The sequence below is a fragment of the Saccharopolyspora kobensis genome (assembly GCF_900108315.1).
Taxonomy (GTDB): Bacteria; Actinomycetota; Actinomycetes; order Mycobacteriales; family Pseudonocardiaceae; genus Saccharopolyspora; species Saccharopolyspora kobensis.
On the sequence record NZ_FNVB01000010.1, the window covers coordinates 375276 to 394970 of the forward strand.

At 69.7% G+C, this 19695-nt stretch carries 14 protein-coding genes; 6 read left to right on the plus strand and 8 right to left on the minus strand.

Annotated features, from left to right (window positions below; all coding sequences use genetic code 11):
* Positions 1-84 precede the first annotated feature (84 nt).
* The gene (locus tag C4T78_RS31115) at positions 85-393 is read right to left on the minus strand and encodes an ESX-1 secretion-associated protein (protein WP_093352223.1); all 309 of its coding nucleotides are present in this window, start codon (positions 391-393) and stop codon (positions 85-87) included.
* 33 nt (positions 394-426) lie between these two features.
* Positions 427-1011, minus strand: coding sequence for a YbaB/EbfC family nucleoid-associated protein (locus C4T78_RS31120; RefSeq protein WP_177247580.1), 585 nt, complete (start codon positions 1009-1011; stop codon positions 427-429).
* A 192-nt stretch (positions 1012-1203) separates the two neighbouring features.
* Here C4T78_RS31120 and pdxR point away from each other — a divergent pair, with 192 nt between their 5' ends.
* The 5 genes from pdxR (at position 1204) to C4T78_RS31145 (ending at position 5518) form a co-directional block, all read left to right on the plus strand.
* Entirely contained in the window at positions 1204-2589 is a 1386-nt protein-coding gene (pdxR, locus tag C4T78_RS31125; RefSeq protein ID WP_093352218.1) for a MocR-like pyridoxine biosynthesis transcription factor PdxR, read from the plus strand.
* A gap of 93 nt (positions 2590-2682) precedes the next feature.
* The gene (locus tag C4T78_RS31130) at positions 2683-3138 is read left to right on the plus strand and encodes a DUF6319 family protein (RefSeq protein ID WP_093352216.1); all 456 of its coding nucleotides are present in this window, start codon (positions 2683-2685) and stop codon (positions 3136-3138) included.
* A 392-nt stretch (positions 3139-3530) separates the two neighbouring features.
* On the plus strand, positions 3531-3974 hold the full coding sequence (locus C4T78_RS31135; RefSeq protein WP_093352214.1) for a YbaB/EbfC family nucleoid-associated protein: 444 nt from the start codon (positions 3531-3533) through the stop codon (positions 3972-3974).
* A 3-nt stretch (positions 3975-3977) separates the two neighbouring features.
* Positions 3978-4304 carry a WXG100 family type VII secretion target gene (locus tag C4T78_RS31140; protein ID WP_093352211.1) on the plus strand — a complete coding sequence of 109 codons (327 nt, stop codon included), beginning with the start codon at positions 3978-3980 and terminating at the stop codon, positions 4302-4304.
* A complete protein-coding gene (locus C4T78_RS31145; RefSeq protein WP_093352208.1) occupies positions 4304-5518 on the plus strand; it encodes a WXG100 family type VII secretion target in 1215 nt (404 codons plus the stop codon). Before C4T78_RS31140 ends, C4T78_RS31145 begins: the two co-directional genes overlap by 1 nt.
* A 43-nt stretch (positions 5519-5561) precedes the next feature.
* On the opposite strand, the gene C4T78_RS31150 is transcribed toward C4T78_RS31145, so the two are convergent.
* Positions 5562-6764: a hypothetical protein gene (locus C4T78_RS31150; RefSeq protein WP_143185842.1), complete on the minus strand. Its 1203-nt coding sequence runs from the start codon at positions 6762-6764 to the stop codon at positions 5562-5564.
* Positions 6765-6896: 132 nt separating this feature from the next.
* Here C4T78_RS31150 and C4T78_RS31155 point away from each other — a divergent pair, with 132 nt between their 5' ends.
* Entirely contained in the window at positions 6897-8150 is a 1254-nt protein-coding gene (locus C4T78_RS31155) for an SMI1/KNR4 family protein (RefSeq protein WP_093352202.1), read from the plus strand.
* A gap of 64 nt (positions 8151-8214) precedes the next feature.
* Here the strand turns inward: C4T78_RS31155 and C4T78_RS31160 are convergent, their stop codons facing one another.
* The 5 genes from C4T78_RS31160 to rpoB form a co-directional block, all read right to left on the minus strand.
* Positions 8215-9447, minus strand: coding sequence for a macrolide family glycosyltransferase (locus C4T78_RS31160; protein ID WP_235863513.1), 1233 nt, complete (start codon positions 9445-9447; stop codon positions 8215-8217).
* Complete coding sequence (locus C4T78_RS31165) at positions 9440-10060, minus strand: TetR/AcrR family transcriptional regulator (RefSeq protein ID WP_093352196.1); 621 nt, start codon at positions 10058-10060, stop codon at positions 9440-9442. The genes C4T78_RS31160 and C4T78_RS31165 overlap by 8 nt, the downstream gene beginning before the upstream one ends.
* Positions 10061-10153: 93 nt before the next feature.
* A complete protein-coding gene (locus tag C4T78_RS31170; protein ID WP_143185840.1) occupies positions 10154-11053 on the minus strand; it encodes a bacteriocin fulvocin C-related protein in 900 nt (299 codons plus the stop codon).
* 227 nt (positions 11054-11280) lie between these two features.
* Positions 11281-15192 (minus strand): DNA-directed RNA polymerase subunit beta', encoded by a 3912-nt coding sequence (locus C4T78_RS31175; RefSeq protein ID WP_093352191.1) that lies wholly within the window; start codon positions 15190-15192, stop codon positions 11281-11283.
* 108 nt (positions 15193-15300) lie between these two features.
* Positions 15301-18795, minus strand: a complete 3495-nt coding sequence (rpoB, locus tag C4T78_RS31180; RefSeq protein WP_093352188.1) for a DNA-directed RNA polymerase subunit beta — start codon at positions 18793-18795, stop codon at positions 15301-15303.
* Between the last annotated feature and the right edge of the window lie 900 nt (positions 18796-19695).

Consider the following 19695-nt stretch of genomic DNA (forward strand, 5'->3'; position numbering starts at 1 on the left):
GTCCCGCCTCTCCGCCATTCGCAGTGGTGGTTGCATCCAGCTCATCCCCCGCAAGGCGGCCGGCCGGGGTCGGCGCGGGGCTGCTCATACCTCGATGCTCCCGATGGCGTCGCTGTTGTCGTCGTCGACGGACTGGTAGTCCTCGGCCGCGCCGCGCACGTTGTCCGCGACCTCCTGCATGGCTTCGACCGATTTCTGCAGGGTTTCGATGCCGTACTGCTCGACCGGGTCGATCATCCAGGCGAACGGCCGGCACAGGATCCCGTAGGCGTCGTTGTTCAGCGAGACCTGCTGCGACGCGTCGACCGCCACGTTCAGCTGGTCAACCACACCGTCCACTTTGGACGCATGAGAGCGCAGGTTCTCAATGACGACGTTCATCTCGTCGGGCATCGCAGAAGCTTCCTCGGGTCGGGCTCGGCGGGGTCAGCGCAGGAACGAACCGCTGCCGAAGTCGTCGTCGTCGAAGTCGTCGGCCGGGCGGCGGGGCGGCTGCTGCTCCCGCGGCGGCGCGACAGGCCGCTGCGGCGGCGCCGGGGCCTGCCTGCGCTGCGGCTCCTCGTAGTCGTCCTCCATCGGGACCTGCATCTCGCGCAGGTTGCTGGTGCGCTCCGGCTCGGGCTCGTCCTCGGGCGGCTCCGGGAAGTACTTGCGGGCCTGGCCGAGAACGTGCTGGGCGGCGGTGTCCTCCAGCCCGACGGTGTCGGCGACCGCCTGCTGCATCAGCTCCGGGATCTTCGCCTGCGCGGCCTGCACCATCCGCATGATCTCGGCGCCCAGCTTCGCCATCGGGCGGTTGCTCGCGGCCTCCGACAGCTGCAGGGCCTCCAGCATGCCGCCGGAGCCGACCGTCACCTGGATGGCGCCGTCCTTGGAGGACTCGGTGGCCGAGATCTGCTGGATCTGCTGCTGCATCCGACCGAACTTCTCGGCCTTCTCCGCAGCCCTCTCCTGCCACTCGCGGACCATCCGCTCAGTAGCGCCGATGTCCCTACCGAAATCTTCCGGCACGCCGCTCCCCCACAACGCTCAACCTCACGCCGCATCACGGCTCAAGATCTGCCGCAGCTGGGCACAGTACCAACGGCGGATGAGGCGCGGGCCCGGATTCGATGACCAAGCGTGTATCAATGATCACGCCGGGACATTTCAGGCATCGCCACCCGTCCGCCGCGGTAGCTGCGGGTACTAGGGTCGGGAGGCGTGACGGTTGGATGGTCCCCTGCTGATCTGGGCTTGGCTCGGGGACGGCCGGACAGCCGCGGGTTGGCCGAGGCGCTGCGCACCGCGATCCGCGACGGGCTGCTCCCCGCGGGTTCCCGGGTGCCGTCGACACGGGTGCTCGCGCAGGAGCTCGGCGTCGCGCGCGGCACCGTGACCCGGGCCTACGACCAGCTGATCGCCGAGGGCTTCCTGCTGTCCCGGCAGGGCGCTCCGACCACGGTGGCCGAGCGGCTCGCCGAGCCCGACCCGGTCGATCCCCCGCCGGACCCGGCGCCGGCCGCCGCGCGCTGGGACTTCCGCCCCGGGCGGCCGGACCTCAGCGCCTTCCCGCGCCGGGACTGGCTGGCCGCGAGCCGGCGGGCCATGCGGGACATCCCCGCCGACGACCTCGACTACGGCGATCCGCAGGGGCACCCGCTGCTGCGCGAAGCGCTCGCCGACTACCTCGCGCGGGTTCGCGCGGTGGCCACCGCGCCGGAGCGGATCATCGTCTGCAACGGCTACACGCAGGCGTTGTCACTGCTCAGCAAGGCCCTTCACGACCAGGGCGTGGGCTCGATCGACTTCGAGGACCCGTCCGCGCCGCAGCTGCGGACCATCCCCGCCAGCCTCGGCATGGCCGTGCGCGGCGTGCCCGTCGACGATGACGGCATCGACGTCGCGCAGGTGCGCAGCGGGGCCGTGGTGGTCACCCCGGCGCACCAGTTCCCGCTCGGCGTCGCGCTGAGCTCCGCGCGGCGGATGGCGCTGGTGCAGCGGGCCAAGGACGAGGACCTGCTGGTCGTCGAGGACGACTACGACGGCGAGTTCCGGTTCGACCGGCAGCCCATCGGCTCGTTGCAGGGCATGGCGCCGAACCACGTCGCCTACGCGGGAACGGCCAGCAAGACGCTCGCCCCGGCGCTGCGGCTGGCGTGGCTGGCGCTGCCTCCGCAGCTGGTCGGCCCGGTCCGCCGGTTGAAGATCCACAGCGGCCTGCACGCGCCGCTGTTCGAACAGCTGGCCATGGCGGAGCTGATCCGCTCGGGCGCATACGATCAGCACGTCCGCCGATCGCGCGCGGCGTACCGGAAGCGGCTGGAGCTGCTCACCGCCGCGCTGGACGACCTGCGCGCGAACCACCGGCCGCACCCGGCCGGGATCTCGGCCGGACTGCACGTCACCTTGCAGCTCGACCCGGAGGGACCGACGGAGCGAGAAGTCCTGACCCGGGCGCGGGAGCACTCGGTGGAACTTGAGGCACTCGGGCCGCACTGGGTGCGCGCGGGAGACCACCCACCCGGCGTGGTGGTCGGTTACGCCGCTCCGGCGGAGCACGCCTTCCGCCCCGCGCTGCAAGCACTGGTCGCCGTCCTGCAGCGGTGACCCGATCGGGCGGACGCCCGGTATGTCCACAGCACACCAGGGGAACACCTGTTCTATTCTGGTCTTCCCCGCAGCGAGACACAGGAGACACAGTTGACCGAGGAACAGTCGAGCACCGAGAACGCCGCGACCCAGCCCGAGTCGGCGCCGTCCCCGGTCGAGCCGACCGCGGACGCCCCGGCCCCGACCCCGGCCCCGGCCACGCCGCAGCCGGAGGCGGCACCGGCCGAGGAGGCCCCCAAGAAGCCGCGGGCCCGCAAGCAGAGCACCGCGAAGAAGACCCGCACCGTCGAGCTCACGCTGACGGTCACCGGCACCGCCGACGGTGAGTGGCAGGCCGACCTGATGCACGCCGGCAAGCGCGTCGTGCAGAGCCTGCCGGTCGCCGCCGCCGCGGTGTCCAAGGCCGCCGCCGAGCTGCACCAGGACATCTCGGACACCATCGAGGGCGTGATCAACCAGGCCCGCCAGCAGCACGAGGCCAAGCTCGCCGAGCTGGAGGCCGAGGTCGAGCGGGTCCGCAAGGCCCTCGCCGAGCTCGAGAGCTGATCAGCTGACAGCCGGGTGCGCCGTGTCGGCCCCTCGACGACACGGCGCACCCGCGCCGCAGCCTGCCTCGGCCGGCCGGAACCGACCGCCGCCACCGTAACCCGCAGCAGAGCGCGATCGACAACCCGAAGCGCCCCACGACCCCGACGTCCTGCGAAAACTCGCTCCGAGCGCGACCGCCCGATCACCACGGGTAGCGGCGCCGCCGAATCTCGCGGCCGCCTTCCGCCGGACCGCCTCCCCGCCCCAGGAATCGCCCTTCGCGGCCACCGCCGGCGTCCGAACGTGCGAAATGAGTCAATTTTCATCTTTCTGCCCGAAACGGACCACGCGCCGAAGGCAGATGCACCAGGATTGCCGCGAAAGCCGCAAAGGAGACATTGGAGGCGTAGATGGTCGCGGATCTGGACGGTCTGCAACGCAAGCTGGAGGCGTTGAAGGAAGCCGGACGCCGGGCCGAGGAGCAGCTGGGCGACTTCGGCCGGATGCAGGAGCGGATCAGCGAACTGCAGGTCAGCAGCACCGCCCCCGACCGCTCGGTCACCGTGATCGCGAACGCGGGCGGCGTGCTCGACATCCAGTTCACCCAGGACGCGATGCGCAAGTCGCCCGGCGAGCTGTCCAGCGCCGTCATGAGCACGCTCCGGCAGGCGGTCGCCGAAGCGGCCCGCCGCCAGGCCGACATCGTGCAGGAGTACGTGCCGGACAGCGACGTCCGCGAGCAGGTGCTCCGCACCCAGGAGCAGCTGTTCAACCGCGACGCGGACCGGCCGCGGTCCGCGGCACCGGTCGATGACGAGGACTACCCGGACTCGTTCCTCGACGGCGGGCGGTGACCGGTGCCCGGATACAGAGCACGACCGGACGCGATCACCAGCTGCGGCGACAACGTCGGCGCGCTGTCCGGCGACGCGAAGTCCATCAAGGACAAGGCGACCGCGGCGGAGGTTCCGCAGATCTCCTGGGGCCTGCTCGGCAGCGCCACCACCTACAGCGCTTACACCGAGCTCCTGAGCAAGTTCCAGCAGCACCTCGACGAGATGGCCGAGGGCCTGACCCGAGCGGGCGAGGACATCAGCGCGTGCGGCCGGGACTACCGGAACACCGACCGCGAACTGGCCGAGAGCCTGAACCGGATCAGCGTCGACGCCGGGGGTGACCGCTGATGCCCACCAACCTCGAAGCCGCGATGGACAACAGCGCGATCAACATGTCGGCCGGGCCGGTCGACTTCTCGGCGTTCGGCAAGCTGCCCTTCGTCAAGGACCTCATCGGCCCCGGTGACGATGCCGGGCAGGGCGAGGTCGAAGCGGTGCGGGTCGACGTGGCGAGCTTCCTCGGCAGCGCCACCAGCTTCGCGCTGGACCCGATGAGCTTCCTCATCGGCACCGGCGTCGAGTTCGTCATCGACTTCGTGGCGCCGGTGCGGGATGCGATCCAGCTGGTCACCGGCGACAGCGAAGCGCTCGCCGCCGGTGCGGAGGCCTTCAGCGGGATCAAGGGCGAACTCGACGCCCTGGCCACCGCGCTGACCGAGACGCTGGACGGCGAACTGGCCGGCTGGGACGGCGAAGCCGCCGACGCGCTGCGCACCAAGATGGCCGACTTCATCGAAGGCGTGCAGGCCACCGGCGGTCAGGCCAACAACATCTCGCAGCTGCTGCAGATGAGCGGCACCATGATGGAAGCGGCCGAAGGCGTCATCAAGGGCATCCTCGCCGACTTCCTGACCTGGGCGATCACCACCTGGATCACGGCGACGGCTTCGGCGGGCCCGACCCTCGGCGGTTCCATCGCCGCCGCCACGGCGGTGACCACCGCGCAGGCGGGCATCACCTGCGCCAGGGCCGCGCAGCAGATCCAGCGGATCACCCGGATCATCGGCCAGATCATGAACGCCATCACGGCGATCAAGGCGATCCTGGACACGATCCGCATCATCGAGAGCGTCAACCAGATCACCGACCCCGGGTCCGGCGGTGACGGCGGCGAGAGCGTCGCCGATGACGGCAGCCGAGCACTGGGCCAGCAGACGAAGGACACCGCCACCGAGCGCAAGCTCGTCGACCAGTTCGGCAAGGGCATGAAGGAGCAGGCCGAGGCTCGCGGGTACACCGTCGACGGCGACGACAACATCTGGACGACGGGCGAGGACGGCACCCAGACGTTCGTCAACAGCCAGGGCCACACGGACATCACCCGGGAGACTCCCGAAGCGGCCCCGCCGAAGTACACGATGAAGGACCTGGGCATGTCCGCGTTCAACCGGACCGCAGCAGGTCTCGGCTCGGCCGCCGACCAGTTGGAGAAGCAGGCCGAGGAGGGCGGCTTCAGCGACGTCCCGGCGGACGAGACGATCAGCGGGAACCTGAACTGGTGACCCGCTGCGCGGCGCCTTCCTGCGGTGGAAGGCGCCGCGCGGGTCAACCGGCGGGAATCCGGAGCTGCGCCAACGGAACGTGCTGCTGGTCGGCCTTCGCGCCCGCCGGATCCCGGTAGGCCGCAGCCGGAATCCAGCTCGCGATCTCATCGGCGACCGCGAGCAGTTCGTCCACGACCGCGACGTCGACCAACCCGCCGCTGCACCACACCGCGAGCTTGCGCCCCGACAGCCGGAAGAACACCGGTCCGCAGCGGTTGCCCTTCAACCAGGTCGCCCGCTGCGGCGTCAGGATCGCGTGCGCGTACCCGGGATCAGCGTCGAACAGGCAGTAGTCGCCGACGTGGCCGCCCGATTCGGGGAGCGCGACGGCCGGGCCCTCGGTCGGCACCTGGCCGACAGCGCGCCCCTGGAAGGGGCGGTGCGAGCGGTTCCAGAACAACAGGCCTTCGACATCGCCCAGCACCTCCCGCTCGGCCCCCACCAGCAGCTCGGGCACCGGCCCCGGCAGCTCGACGACGACGATGCTGCTCGTCGACCTCCGCTCCACCGTCTTGCTGGGCTGCAGCTGCCGATCGATCCCGGGCGAGTAGTACGACGGCCCGGTGGACACCGAGCGCAGGCGCCGGAAGTCGATCTGCAGGGCCATCGCCGGAGCTCCCCGGTGAACACCGCGCATCAGCACCGGGACGTCCTTGCGGCGGTACTCGTGGAAGGGCTGTCCTCGGAGCTGGTTCAGCACGCTCCGCGGCACGTTCCAGGCAACCTGCCAACCGCGCTGCTGCGCCCACCGAGCCAAGGCGCCCTGCACCGGCTGCGGGCTCCACGGCGCACCTTCGCACCAGACCCGCACCGGCCTCGACCGCACGAGCAGCGCGCACAGGAGCAGCAGCACGCCGGTGCCCAACCCCAGCAGGAACGCCGCCGTGACACCACTTCCGGCGGCCATGCTGACGAACGCGGCGAGCAGCACCACGAAGCCGAGGAACACCTCGACGCCGAACAGTGCGCTGCGCGCGCCCTTCTTGCCCAGCCACACCCCGATCAGCAGGCCGGCGCTGACGAGCCCGCCGACAGCGACCAGCAGCGCACGCGTCGCCGTCACCGAGCCGTGCGAACTCGCCCCGGGCCCGAGCACCCAGACCACCGCGAGCACCGCGGCCACGCCGAGCACAGCCGTGATGCCCAGCAACAACGCCGTCGGCGGATGCGCCGGACGCACCATCTCGCCCTGTTGGTTCACCACGGCCAATCCCCATCGACGCGGTCATTACTGCCGCCGCACACCGTAACGGGCAAAAGCCCCGATCGACACCAAAACCACCCACCTCACACCGATGCGCCGAACAGCGTCGGAGGTGACCACTAGTTTCCGATCATGACCGCACTTCCCACTGCGAGCGAACCGACGCTCTACGAGATCGACGACGAATTCCTCGTGCCCGACAGGGGCGACGAGCAGGAGGGGCCCGCGAACGCGGTGCCCGCCGGTGATCCGGACGAGGCGGTGCGCCTCTTCCACGAGTACCGGCGGCGGGTGGCGGAGATACTCGGTTTCGAGGAAGAACTTCCCGAGCCCGCGACCGAAGAGGACCTCGACGCCGCGGAAGAGCGCCTGGGCTTCGCGCTCCCGCCCGACCTCCGCGCGCTCTACGGCGTCGCCGACGGCGACGGCGACGACGTCATCAACTCCGTGTTCGACGGGCACCCGTGGCACCCGCTGGACGAGCTCGGCGACGAGGAGGAGGACTGGCTGCTCGTCCTGGACTGGGAGTACGAGCCGCAGCGCCGCGTGGTCTTCGACTCCGAGCCCTCGAACGCCGTCCGGCGATCGGTGCTGCGACCGGGCTGGATCCCGTTCGCCGACGACACCGGCGGCAACTGGCTCGCCGTGGACATGGACCCGGGCCCCGAGGGGCGCCCGGGGCAGGTCATCGCGATCGGCGTCGACTACTCGGACGGGCCGCTGCACGTCGCCGACTCCGTGACCACGTTGCTGCGCCGCCAGGTGGAGGCGCTGGAACGCGGCGACTACCGCGTGCACGACAAGAGCATCTGGATCGACGCCGACCTGCCGAACGGTCTTGCGGTCGACCGCGAGCGCAGCTGGTACACCGACGCCGCTTCGGTCGGCGCCGAAACGGGGCAGGCGCGCCCCCGGGTGCAGAAGGTCAGGGTGTCCGACGTCGCCGACCTCGCCTTCCTCGCCGCGATCCCCAACGTGCGTTCGCTGTCGCTGTCGGGCGGCGGCCCGCTCGACCTGAGCCCGCTGCGCGACCGCCCGGTCGAGTACCTCGAACTCGAGCTGGGCGCCGCCGACCTCGCCGGGCTGGCCGGTCATCCGGAACTCCGCTCGCTGTCGGTGTCGGCCGCGCAGCCGGTCGACCTGGCCCCGCTGCGCGCAGTCCCCCGCCTCTGGGCGCTGGACATCGCGGACGCCTCCATCGCGGACCTCACCGCGGTGACCGAGCTCGAAGGCCTGCGCTTCCTGGAACTGACCCGCGAGCAGTGGCTGGAGCTGCGCGACGACCTGCCGCCCCTGGCGGTCGTCGGCATCCACCCCCACCGCCCCGAACGGGAATGGCCCCTGGGCACCCGCTGGAACGCGGAATCGGGAGAACCTCCGCGCTAGCGGCATCTCCGGATGCTTCCCGCCACGCCCGCCACCGCGACGTGACGGCACGGTGCGCGACCGCTCAGCGGGGCGCTGTGGTCTTGAGGAAGTTCTGGATGTGGTCGGCCGCCGCCGGGGCTCCTCCTGCATCGCCGAGGGTGGCGCCCAGTCGTCGGGCTGCGGCTCGGTGCGTCGCGTCCGTCAGGGCTCGGCGGACCGCTGCGCGCAGTTCTTCCGGTGGGACCGGGCGGTCGGAGAGGCTCTGGCGGAGGACGGTGGCCGCTCCTCGGTCGGCGATGGCCTTGCCGATGAGGAGTTGTTCCGCCTGCTGGGGGACGACGACGAGCGGGACTCCGCACGCGAGTCCTTCCAGGGCGCTGTTCATCCCGCCGTGCGTGACGAAGGCCGCCGTCCTCCGGAGCACCTCCAGCTGCGGCACCGACGGGCGGAGCAGGGTGTTCTCCGGCGGCTCGCCCAGCAGGGCCGGGTCGGAGCGGGTTCCCGTCGCGAGCAGGGCGCGGATCGGCAGGTCGCCCAGCGCCTCGAAGCAGGTGCGGAAGAAGGCTTCGGTGCCGGTGTGGAGCGTGCCCAGCGACACCAGGACCAGCGGGCCGGGGCCGTCCAGGAACCTCGCCAGTTCGGGGTCGAGGCGCTGGCCTGCCGCGGAGATCGTGGGCCCGACGAAGTGGCAGGTCTCGTCGATGCTCGGGCTGGGCGGCTGCATCCACTCCGGGACCGGGAAGATCGTCAGGTCGCCGCGCATCGGCAGGCCGCCCGACGGGTAGGTCTCCTTGCCGAACCGCCGCTGCACCCGCCGCCGCGTCGCGATCGGACCGGTGACGTTCGGGATGACCTCGCGGAGCATGCGGCTCCACTCCCGGAAGGTCATGCCGGGCAGCTCCTTGGTTCCGATCAGGACCGTGGTCATCAGCGAGATCATCGGCAGCCCCAGCTTCGCCGCCGCCATCCGGCCCCAGAGCGCGTTGGAGTCGAACAAGACCGCATCGGGCCGCTCGGCCTCGAACTCGGCGAGCAGGAACGGGACGAACTCCTCGGCGGCCTTCAGCACCTCGCCCGCCACCCGGACCGGGCCGCCGAGCCGGGTGGCCTCCGCGATGGTCGCCGAGCCGAACACGCCGCGCGGGTACTCGCGGAACTCGCAGCCCGCCGCCTCGACCGGTTCCCGGAACTCGCCGCCGGTGTAGTACGTGATCCCGATGCCCCTGCTGGTCAGCTCGCGAACGATCGGCAGGCTCGGGTTGAGGTGGCCGTGAGCCGGCATGCCGGCCAGGGCTATCCGGGGGTTGTCATTCATCGCCGTGCTCTCCTTCGCTCGCGGGGCGGTAGCCGACCTGCTGGAGGACCTCGGCGAAGTAGGCCCTGATCGCCTCTTCCCCGCTGTCGTCCGGGGTGACGCTCACGTAGTGCACCGCGGCACCGGCCAGAACCTGTTGCAGCACAACGGGATCCGCGTGCGGCGGCAGCTGGCCCAGCCGCTGGGCGCGCGCCAGCGCGGCGAGCGCCGCCTCCACGCGGCGTCGGCCGTGCGCTTCGGCGTAGGCGTGCAGCAGCGCCGGGAAGTCGTCCACCGCCGCGTAGAGGCGGCGGAACAGCTTCCGGTCGCGAGGACGGCTCAGCTGCCCGGCCAGGCCCGCGATCATGCTGTCGAGGTCCGGCCACTCCACCGGCTCGGCGTCGCGGTACTCCCACTCCACCGCCCGCACCAGCAGGGCGGTCAGGTCCGGGAACCGCCGGTACACCGCATCCCGGGTCACCCCGGCCCGCTGCGCCACCTGCTTGATGCTGACCTGGCCGACGCCCTGCTCGACCAGCAGGTCGATCGCCGCGTCGAGGATCGCCTCGTCCACCTCGGCACTCCGCGGCCGCCCGGGAGAACGGGCGGCAGGCGCTTCGTCGTTCGAGCTCATACCAAAAACAATACACGACAGACCTGTATTGTTTCGAGCGACGGCGAAGGGTCCCTTGCCCGGCGGACAGGGACCCTTCGGCTCAGCTGCGCATCAGGGGCCTTCGCACCACCCGTTGCACGTGTAGGCCCAGCCCGTGCCGCATCCGCTCACCCTGCGGCAGTCGTCGCTGGGAACGCACCCCATCCAGCAGTAGTCGCTCTTCGTGCTGCACTGGCAGTCCGTCTTCCTGGCGGTTTCGACCTCCACCGGGCCGAGGGTGGCGATGAGCGCCTTGGCCTCCCCCTCGAAGAGGGCGTTCACCTCGTTCCGGAGGTCCTCCAGCGTCCGCTCCTGCTCGTCCGAGATCGGCTGCGCGTGCAGCGATTCGTCGCCGAGCACGGCCACGGCGCGCCGCAGCACCCGTTCCTGGTCGTCCGACAGACCGGGGTGCGCCTCGCCGTAGTGCTGGAGGTGCTCGGTCCACAGCCGCGCCTTGGTCGCCGCGGGCGAGGCGTTGAAGATCGCCCGGCGGTAGGCCATCGGGTGCTCGACGACCTGCGCGTACGCCTGCGGGAGCTGCTCCCGGTTGGCCGCCACCCAGGCATCCGGGTCGTCATCACTCCCGCCACCGGGCGAGCGGAGCCTGGTCAGACCGGCCACCACCGCGAGGCCCGCGATCAGCGGCAGGGCGCCGAGCCGCTTCCGCCGCGCCCGGCCCAGCGCACCGACCACCGCCAGCGTGGACCGCAGGCCCAGGTGCCGGGCCAGGGCGAACCCCAGCGGCATCCCGACCCAGGCGCGGACCTCGCCCGCACCGACGCGGATGAGCGTGGGCGCCCACACCGGATCCGCGCCGAGCGCCCGCTCGCGCCACTCGCGCACGTGCGGGTGCGCCAGCGGGATCACTTCGAGCTTGTCACCACTCGCGCCGGCCACGGCGCGGGACGTGTTCCGGCAGACCTGGCACGAGCTGTCGAAGGCCAGCACCCAGCGGTCAGATGTTCTCGTCATCGAATCCCCAGACGTTCGGCGTTCCCGGCGAGCTCGCGGCGGTCGGCGAGCTCTTCTCGACCGTGCTGGGCGAACGGCGCGAAGCGCAAGGCGATCGCGTCCCGTCCTGGGGCCGGGACGTCCCGCCGCACCTGACCAGCACTTCTGCTCGCCTGCGGGAAATCCCGGGACGGCAAAGGGCCCCTGTCCGGAGGAGTCGGACAGGGGCCCTTCGGCTCAACCACGGGTCAGCGGTAGTCGCGCCCGAAGTCGTAGTCGTCCAGCGGGACGGCCGCACCGGTGCCGGCGCCGAAGACATCCGGGGTGTAGTAGCTGTCGTCGTAGGACGGGATCGCGTACGCCGCGGCCCGCGCCTCCTCCGTCGGCTGCACCTGGATGTTGCGGTACCGGTTGATGCCCGTACCGGCCGGGATCAACTTACCGATGATCACGTTCTCCTTCAGGCCGACCAGCTTGTCACTCGCGCCCTCGATAGCGGCGTTGGTGAGGATGCGGGTCGTCTCCTGGAAGGAGGCCGCCGACAGCCACGACTCGGTGGCCAGCGACGCCTTGGTGATGCCCATCAGCACCGGGCGGCCGGAGGCCGGGTCCCCGCCCTCGGCGACGACGCGGCGGTTCTCCGACTCGAACACCGAGCGCTCCACCGGCGAACCGGGCAGGAACTCGGTGGCACCCGAGTCGATGATGATGACGCGGCGCAGCATCTGGCGGACGATGACCTCGACGTGCTTGTCGTGGATGCCCACACCCTGCGACCGGTACACCTCCTGCACCTCGCGCACCAGGTGCAGCTGGGCCTCGCGCGGGCCCATCACGCGCAGCACCTCGTGCGGGTCGACGGCACCTTCGAGCAGCTGCTGACCGACCTCGACGTGGTCGCCGTCGGCGATCTGCCGCTCGCTGCCGTCCACCGAGATCGCCGCGAGCCGCTGCCGCTTGGACAGCTTGTCGTAGACGATCTCCTCGCCGCCGTCGTCCGGAATGATGGTGATCTTCCAGTAGCGGTCGTTGTCCTCCATCCGGATCCGGCCGGAGGTGTCGGCGATCGGGGCCTTGCCCTTCGGGACGCGGGCCTCGAACAGCTCCTGGACACGCGGCAGACCGGTGGTGATGTCGTCACCCGCGACACCGCCCTGGTGGAAGGTACGCATCGTCAGCTGCGTGCCCGGCTCACCGATCGACTGGGCGGCGACGATGCCGACGGCCTCGCCGACGTCCACCAGCTTGCCGGTGGCCATCGAGCGGCCGTAGCAGACCGAGCAGACACCCACGCCGGACTCGCAGGTCAGGACGCTGCGGACCTTGACCTTGGTGACGCTGGCGGCGAGCAGCTTCTCGATCGCCGGGTCGCCCAGGTCCGAACCGCGGGCCAGCACGATGTTGCCGTCGGCGTCGGTGACGTCCTCGGCCGTGGTGCGGGCGTAGACGCTGGTCTCGACGTGCGGGTCGCGCAGCAGCTTGCCGTCCGGCAGCAGCTCCGCGATCGGCATCTTGATGCCGCGCTCGGTGCCGCAGTCGGTCTCGCGGACGATGACGTCCTGCGAGACGTCCACCAGACGACGGGTCAGGTAACCCGAGTCGGCGGTGCGCAGCGCCGTGTCGGCGAGACCCTTGCGGGCACCGTGGTTGGAGATGAAGTACTCCAGCACGGACAGGCCCTCGCGGAAGTTCGCCTTGATCGGGCGCGGGATGTACTCACCCTTCGGGTTCGACACCAGACCACGCATACCGGCCAGCTGCACGACCTGCGTCATGTTACCGGCGGCCCCGGACTTCACGATCGTGCTGATCGAGTTGTCCTCCGGGAAGTTGGTCTCCATCGCCTCGGCGACCTCGTCCTTGGCCGCCGTCCAGACCTTGACCAGCTCGGCGTTGCGCTCCTGGTAGGACAGCGCACCGCGGCGGTACCGCTTCTCGACCTGGTCGGCCTTGGCCTCGTAGTTGTCGAGGATCTCGGTCTTGTTCGGCGGCACGACCACGTCGGTGATCGACACGGTCACGCCCGAACGGGTCGCCCAGTGGAAGCCGGCGTCCTTCAGCTTGTCCAGCGTCTGGGCGACGGTGACCATCGGGTACCGCTCGGCGAGGTCGTTGACGATCGCGGCCTGCTTCTTCTTCGGCAGCAGGTCGTCGACGAACGGGTAGTCCTCGGGCAGCAGCTCGTTGAAGAACACCCGGCCCAGGGTGGTCTCGGCCAGCCACGGCTGACCGGGCTCCCAGCCCTCCGGGGTGTTCCCGCGCGGCGGCACGACGTCCTTCAGCCGGATCTTGATCTTGGCCTGCAGCCCCAGCACACCGCGGTCGAAGGCCATGATGGCCTCGCCGACCGACGAGAACGCCAGGCCCTCGCCCTTGGCGCCGTCCACCTGCTTGGTCAGGTGGTACAGGCCGGTCACCATGTCCAGGCGCGGCATCGCCAGCGGGCGGCCGGACGCCGGGGACAGGATGTTGTTGCTGGACAGCATCAGGATCCGGGCCTCGGCCTGGGCCTCGGCCGACAGCGGCAGGTGCACCGCCATCTGGTCACCGTCGAAGTCCGCGTTGAACGCCTCGCAGACCAGCGGGTGCAGCTGGATCGCCTTGCCCTCGACCAGCTGCGGCTCGAAGGCCTGGATGCCGAGGCGGTGCAGCGTGGGTGCTCGGTTGAGCAGCACCGGGTGCTCGGCGATGACCTCTTCCAGCACGTCCCACACCTGCGGGCGCTGGCGCTCCACCATCCGCTTGGCGGACTTGATGTTCTGCGCGTGGTTGAGGTCGACCAGCCGCTTCATGACGAACGGCTTGAACAGCTCGACCGCCATCTCCTTCGGCAGACCGCACTGGTGCAGCTTCAGCTGCGGGCCGACCACGATGACCGAACGGCCCGAGTAGTCGACGCGCTTGCCCAGCAGGTTCTGGCGGAAGCGGCCCTGCTTGCCCTTGAGCAGGTCGGACAGCGACTTCAGCGGCCGGTTGCCCGGGCCGGTGACCGGACGCCCGCGACGGCCGTTGTCGAACAGCGCGTCGACGGACTCCTGGAGCATCCGCTTCTCGTTGTTGACGATGATCTCGGGCGCGCCGAGGTCGATCAGCCGCTTGAGGCGGTTGTTCCGGTTGATCACCCGGCGGTACAGGTCGTTGAGGTCGGAGGTCGCGAAGCGGCCACCGTCCAGCTGCACCATCGGACGCAGGTCCGGCGGGATGACCGGCACGCAGTTGAGCACCATGCCGCTCGGGTCGTTGCCGGTGGCCTGGAAGGCCGCCACGACCTTGAGCCGCTTGAGCGCGCGCAGCTTCTTCTGGCCCTTGCCGCTGCGGATGGTCTCGCGCAGCAGCTCGGCCTCGGCGCCGATGTCGAAGGTCGACAGCAGCGACTGGATCGCCTCGGCGCCCATGCCGCCGGTGAAGTACTCGCCGTACCGGTCGTAGAGCTCGCGGTACAGGACCTCGTCGGCGATCAGCTGGCGCGGTTCCAGCTTGGTGAAGGTGTCCCAGATCTCGTCGAGCTTGTCGAGCTCGCGCTGCGCGCGGTCGCGCAGCTGCTTCATCTCGCGCTCGGCGCCTTCCTTCACCTTGCGGCGCTGGTCGCTCTTGGCGCCCTCCGCCTCCAGGGTGGCCAGGTCGGCCTCGAGCTTCTGGGCGCGCGCCTCCAGGTCGGAGTCGCGCTGGTCGGCGACCCGCTTGCGCTCGACGCTGATCTCGCTCTCCAGCGTCGACAGGTCGTTGTGCCGCAGCTCGGTGTTCACCCCGGTGATCACGTAGGCCGCGAAGTAGATGATCTTCTCGAGGTCCTTGGGGGCCAGGTCGAGCAGGTAGCCCAACCGGGACGGGACGCCCTTGAAGTACCAGATGTGGGTGACGGCGGCGGCCAGCTCGATGTGGCCCATCCGCTCGCGGCGCACCTTGGCGCGGGTGACCTCGACACCGCAGCGCTCACAGATGATGCCCTTGAAGCGGACACGCTTGTACTTGCCGCAGTAGCACTCCCAGTCCCGGGTCGGGCCGAAGATCTTCTCGCAGAAGAGCCCGTCCTTCTCCGGCTTCAGGGTGCGGTAGTTGATGGTCTCGGGCTTCTTGACCTCGCCGTACGACCACTGGCGGATGTCGTCGGCCGTGGCCAGGCCGATGCGGAGTTCATCGAAGAAGTTGACGTCAAGCACGTCGGGTCTTCTCCCTTGGTCGAAAGGGTCTGCCGGCTAGCGGCAGGAGTGCCAGGGTTGGGTCGGACGCCGGTCCGCGGGAGCGATCCCGCGGACCGGCGGCGAGGGTCAGTGCGCGAGGTCGTCGACGGAGGCCGACTCGTTGCGCGACAGGTTGATGCCGAGGTTGGCCGCGGCGCGCTCCAGGTCCTCGTCCTCGCTGTCGCGCATCTCGATCGCGGCACCGTCGCTGGAGAGCACCTCGACGTTCAGGCACAGCGACTGGAGCTCCTTCAGCAACACCTTGAAGGACTCCGGGATGCCCGGTTCCGGGATGTTCTCGCCCTTGACGATCGCTTCGTAGACCTTCACGCGGCCCACCACGTCGTCGGACTTGATGGTGAGCAGTTCCTGCAGCGTGTAGGCGGCGCCGTAGGCCTGCATGGCCCAGCACTCCATCTCACCGAAGCGCTGACCACCGAACTGCGCCTTACCGCCCAGCGGCTGCTGGGTGATCATCGAGTACGGACCGGTCGACCGGGCGTGGATCTTGTCGTCCACCAGGTGCGACAGCTTGAGGATGTACATGTAGCCGACCGCGGTCGGGTACGGGTACGGCTCGCCGCTGCGCCCGTCGAACAGCTGGGCCTTGCCATCGCCGCCGACCATGCGCTCACCGTCGCGGTTCGGCAGGGTGGAGGCCAGCAGACCGGTGATCTCCTCCTCCCGAGCACCGTCGAAGACGGGGCTCGCGGTGTTGGTGCCCGGCTCGACCTCGTAGAGCTCCTCCGGCAGGCGCTTGGCCCAGTCGGCGTCGCCGTCGATCGACCAGCCCTGGGAGGCGATCCAGCCGAGGTGCGTCTCCAGCACCTGGCCGATGTTCATCCGTCGCGGCACACCGTGGGTGTTCAGGATGATGTCCAGCGGGGTGCCGTCGGACAGGAACGGCATGTCCTCGGCGGGCAGGATCTTGCCGATGACGCCCTTGTTGCCGTGGCGGCCGGCGAGCTTGTCGCCGTCCTGGATCTTGCGCTTCTGCGCGACGTAGACCCGCACCAGCTGGTTGACGCCCGGGGGCAGCTCGTCGTCGTCCTCGCGGTTGAACACGCGGACGCCGATGACCTTGCCGGTCTCGCCGTGCGGCACCTTCAGGGAGGTGTCGCGGACCTCGCGGGCCTTCTCGCCGAAGATCGCGCGCAGCAGGCGCTCCTCCGGGGTCAGCTCGGTCTCGCCCTTCGGGGTGACCTTGCCGACCAGGATGTCGCCGCCCTGGACCTCGGCACCGATGCGGATGATGCCGCGCTCGTCGAGGTCGGCCAGCACGTCGTCGGAGACGTTCGGGATGTCCCGGGTGATCTCCTCGGCGCCCAGCTTGGTGTCGCGGGCGTCGACCTCGTGCTCCTCGATGTGGATCGAGGTGAGCACGTCGTCCTGCACCAGGCGCTGGGACAGGATGATCGCGTCCTCGTAGTTGTGCCCCTCCCACGGCATGATGCCGACGAGCAGGTTCTTGCCCAGCGCCATCTCGCCGTTCTGGGTGCACGGGCCGTCGGCGATGACCTGACCGACCTCGATGCGGTCGCCCTCGTTGACGATCGGCTTCTGGTTGATGCAAGTGCCGTGGTTGGACCGCGAGAACTTGTTCATCCGGTACGAGCGGCGGGTGCCGTCGTCGGCCATGATCGTCACGAAGTCGGCGCACAGCTCCTCGACCACACCGGCCTTCTCCGCGGTGATCACGTCACCGGCGTCGACGGCGGCGCGGAGCTCCATGCCGGTACCGACCAGCGGGGCCTCGCTGCGCAGCAGCGGCACCGCCTGGCGCTGCATGTTCGCACCCATCAGGGCGCGGTTGGCGTCGTCGTGCTCGAGGAACGGGATCATCGCGGTCGCGGCGGAGACCATCTGCCGCGGCGAGACGTCCATGTAGTCGATCTCGGTCGGGGCGAGCAGCTCGACCTCGCCGCCCTTCCGCCGACCCAGCACGCGGTCGTCGATGAAGTTGCCCTCGTCGTCGATCGGCGCGTTGGCCTGCGCCTTGACGTAGCGGTCTTCCTCGTCCGCGGTCAGGTAGTCGATCTGGTCGGTGACCCGGCCGTCGACGACCTTGCGGTACGGCGTCTCGATGAAGCCGAACGGGTTGACGCGGGCGAAGGTCGCCAGCGAGCCGATCAGACCGATGTTCGGGCCTTCCGGCGTCTCGATCGGGCACATCCGGCCGTAGTGCGAGGGGTGCACGTCTCGGACTTCCATGCCCGCGCGCTCGCGGGACAGACCGCCCGGGCCGAGCGCGGAGAGCCGGCGCTTGTGCGTCAGGCCCGCGATCGGGTTGGTCTGGTCCATGAACTGGGACAGCTGCGAGGTGCCGAAGAACTCCCGGATCGCCGCCGTGATCGGGCGGATGTTGATCAGGGTCTGCGGGGTGATCGCCTCGACGTCCTGGGTGGTCATCCGCTCGCGGACGACGCGCTCCATGCGGGAGAGGCCGACCCGGACCTGGTTCTGGATGAGCTCGCCCACGGTGCGCAGGCGCCGGTTGCCGAAGTGGTCGATGTCGTCGACCTCGACCGGCACGGTGGCGCCCTCGCCCTCACCGCGAGCGGGCATCTCGGTCTCGCCGGCGTGCAGGCGGACCAGGTACTCGATCGTGGTGACGATGTCTTCCTCGGTCAGCACGCCGGTCTCGTACGGCATGCCCAGGCCGAGCTTCTTGTTGACCTTGTAGCGGCCGACGCGGGCCAGGTCGTAGCGCTTCTCCTTGAAGAACAGGTTCTCCAGCAGGGTCTGCGCGCTCTCCTTGGTCGGCGGCTCGCCCGGACGCAGCTTGCGGTAGATGTCCAGCAGCGCTTCGTCGGTGCCTGCGGTGTGGTCCTTCTCCAGGGTCGCCATCAGGGTCTCGGAGAAGCCGAACCGCTCGCGGATCGCCTCGGCCGACCAGCCCAGCGCCTTCAGCAGCACGGTGACCGGCTGGCGGCGCTTGCGGTCGATGCGGACGCCGACGGTGTCGCGCTTGTCGACGTCGAACTCCAGCCACGCACCGCGGCTGGGGATGATCTTGACGCTGAAGACGTCCTTGTCCGTGGTCTTGTCGACCGACTGGTCGAAGTAGACGCCGGGGGACCGCACGAGCTGGGAGACCACGACCCGCTCGGTGCCGTTGATGATGAAGGTGCCCTTGTCCGTCATCATCGGGAAGTCACCCATGAACACCGTCTGGCTCTTGATCTCGCCAGTGGTGTGGTTGGTGAACTCCGCGGTGACGAACAGCGGCGCGGCGTAGGTCATGTCCTTGTCCTTGCACTCCTCGACGGAGGCCTTGACCTCGTCGAAGCGTGGGTCGGAGAAGGACAGCGACATCGATCCGGAGAAGTCCTCGATCGGGGAGATCTCGCCGAGGACCTCTTCAAGGCCGCCAACCGGAACTTCCTCGCCGGCGTCGACCCGGCGCTGGAACCAGGCCTCGTTGCCGACGAGCCATTCGAAGGACTGGATCTGCAGGTCTAGCAGGTTCGGCACGTTCAACGGCTCGCGGATGTTCGCGAACGAGACCCGCTTGGGTGCCCCAGGGATCCCCGACGTGTAGTTGGAAGCTGCAGAGACCTTGGTCGCGCGGGAGACTGCCAAGATGCGTCCTTCCGGGACTCTGAACTGGCTACAGCCGCGTCATCAAAGCGCGCGTCAGCTAAACGCACAGTCCGCTAACACAGCTGTCAAGGGTGCAATGGCGCCCGCAATCCTACGACCCGGTGCACGAGTAGACGGAAAGAGGGCAGCGCAAAGTAGCAGTCTAGCCGGAACCTCGCCAGCTGTCGAGGGGGCCCACCGATGGCGGCCCAGCCCCGCGTTGAGCACCAGAGTGAACCCCAGCGCGCCGCCAGTCAAGAGATCACGCTCCGATCACCCTCGTGGCGCAAAACACGATCACCGCTCGTGACCGCCGGGGAGCTGCTTTCAGCAGGTCAGAGCACCATTGAGCGGTGCCCCCGGGCACCTCTTCCCGACACTCCCGACACCCCTCCGAACGGCCCTTGACACTCCCTCGCGAATCGACTGGGGGCGGCCGTGCGGGTGACGAGGGACTCAACACCGGAACCGGTCTTCCGCATTCCCGGGAGCGACTGCGCCGAACGGAGTCAATCCGGCGAAGCCGTCCTCGACTTCTCACCCCGTGTGCTCACATCGGCACCGCTGGTCATCGACAACCGCGAATTCGATCTGCGAATTCGCGATCTCGGAGCGGGAGGCCGATTTGCAGTCGAGCACGCTGAGCCGCGGAATCGGCACCCGGGGTGACCGGTGCCGATCAACCCGATTCCGCGCCGCGTCCGGCCCGGCGACCGCCGCGGCGCCGACCGGTCCGGCCCGGTCGGGAAATGATCTCTGCACTGCGTGTTAGCCGTGAGTATTAATGATCTCAACCGGAACCCCGGGGCGCGCTCGCCGAGTAGGTTCGGAGATCGGGAGATCGCGCCGCGGACGCCCACCGGAGCGATCTCGGGTGGCGCACATGGTCTATTCGGCGGC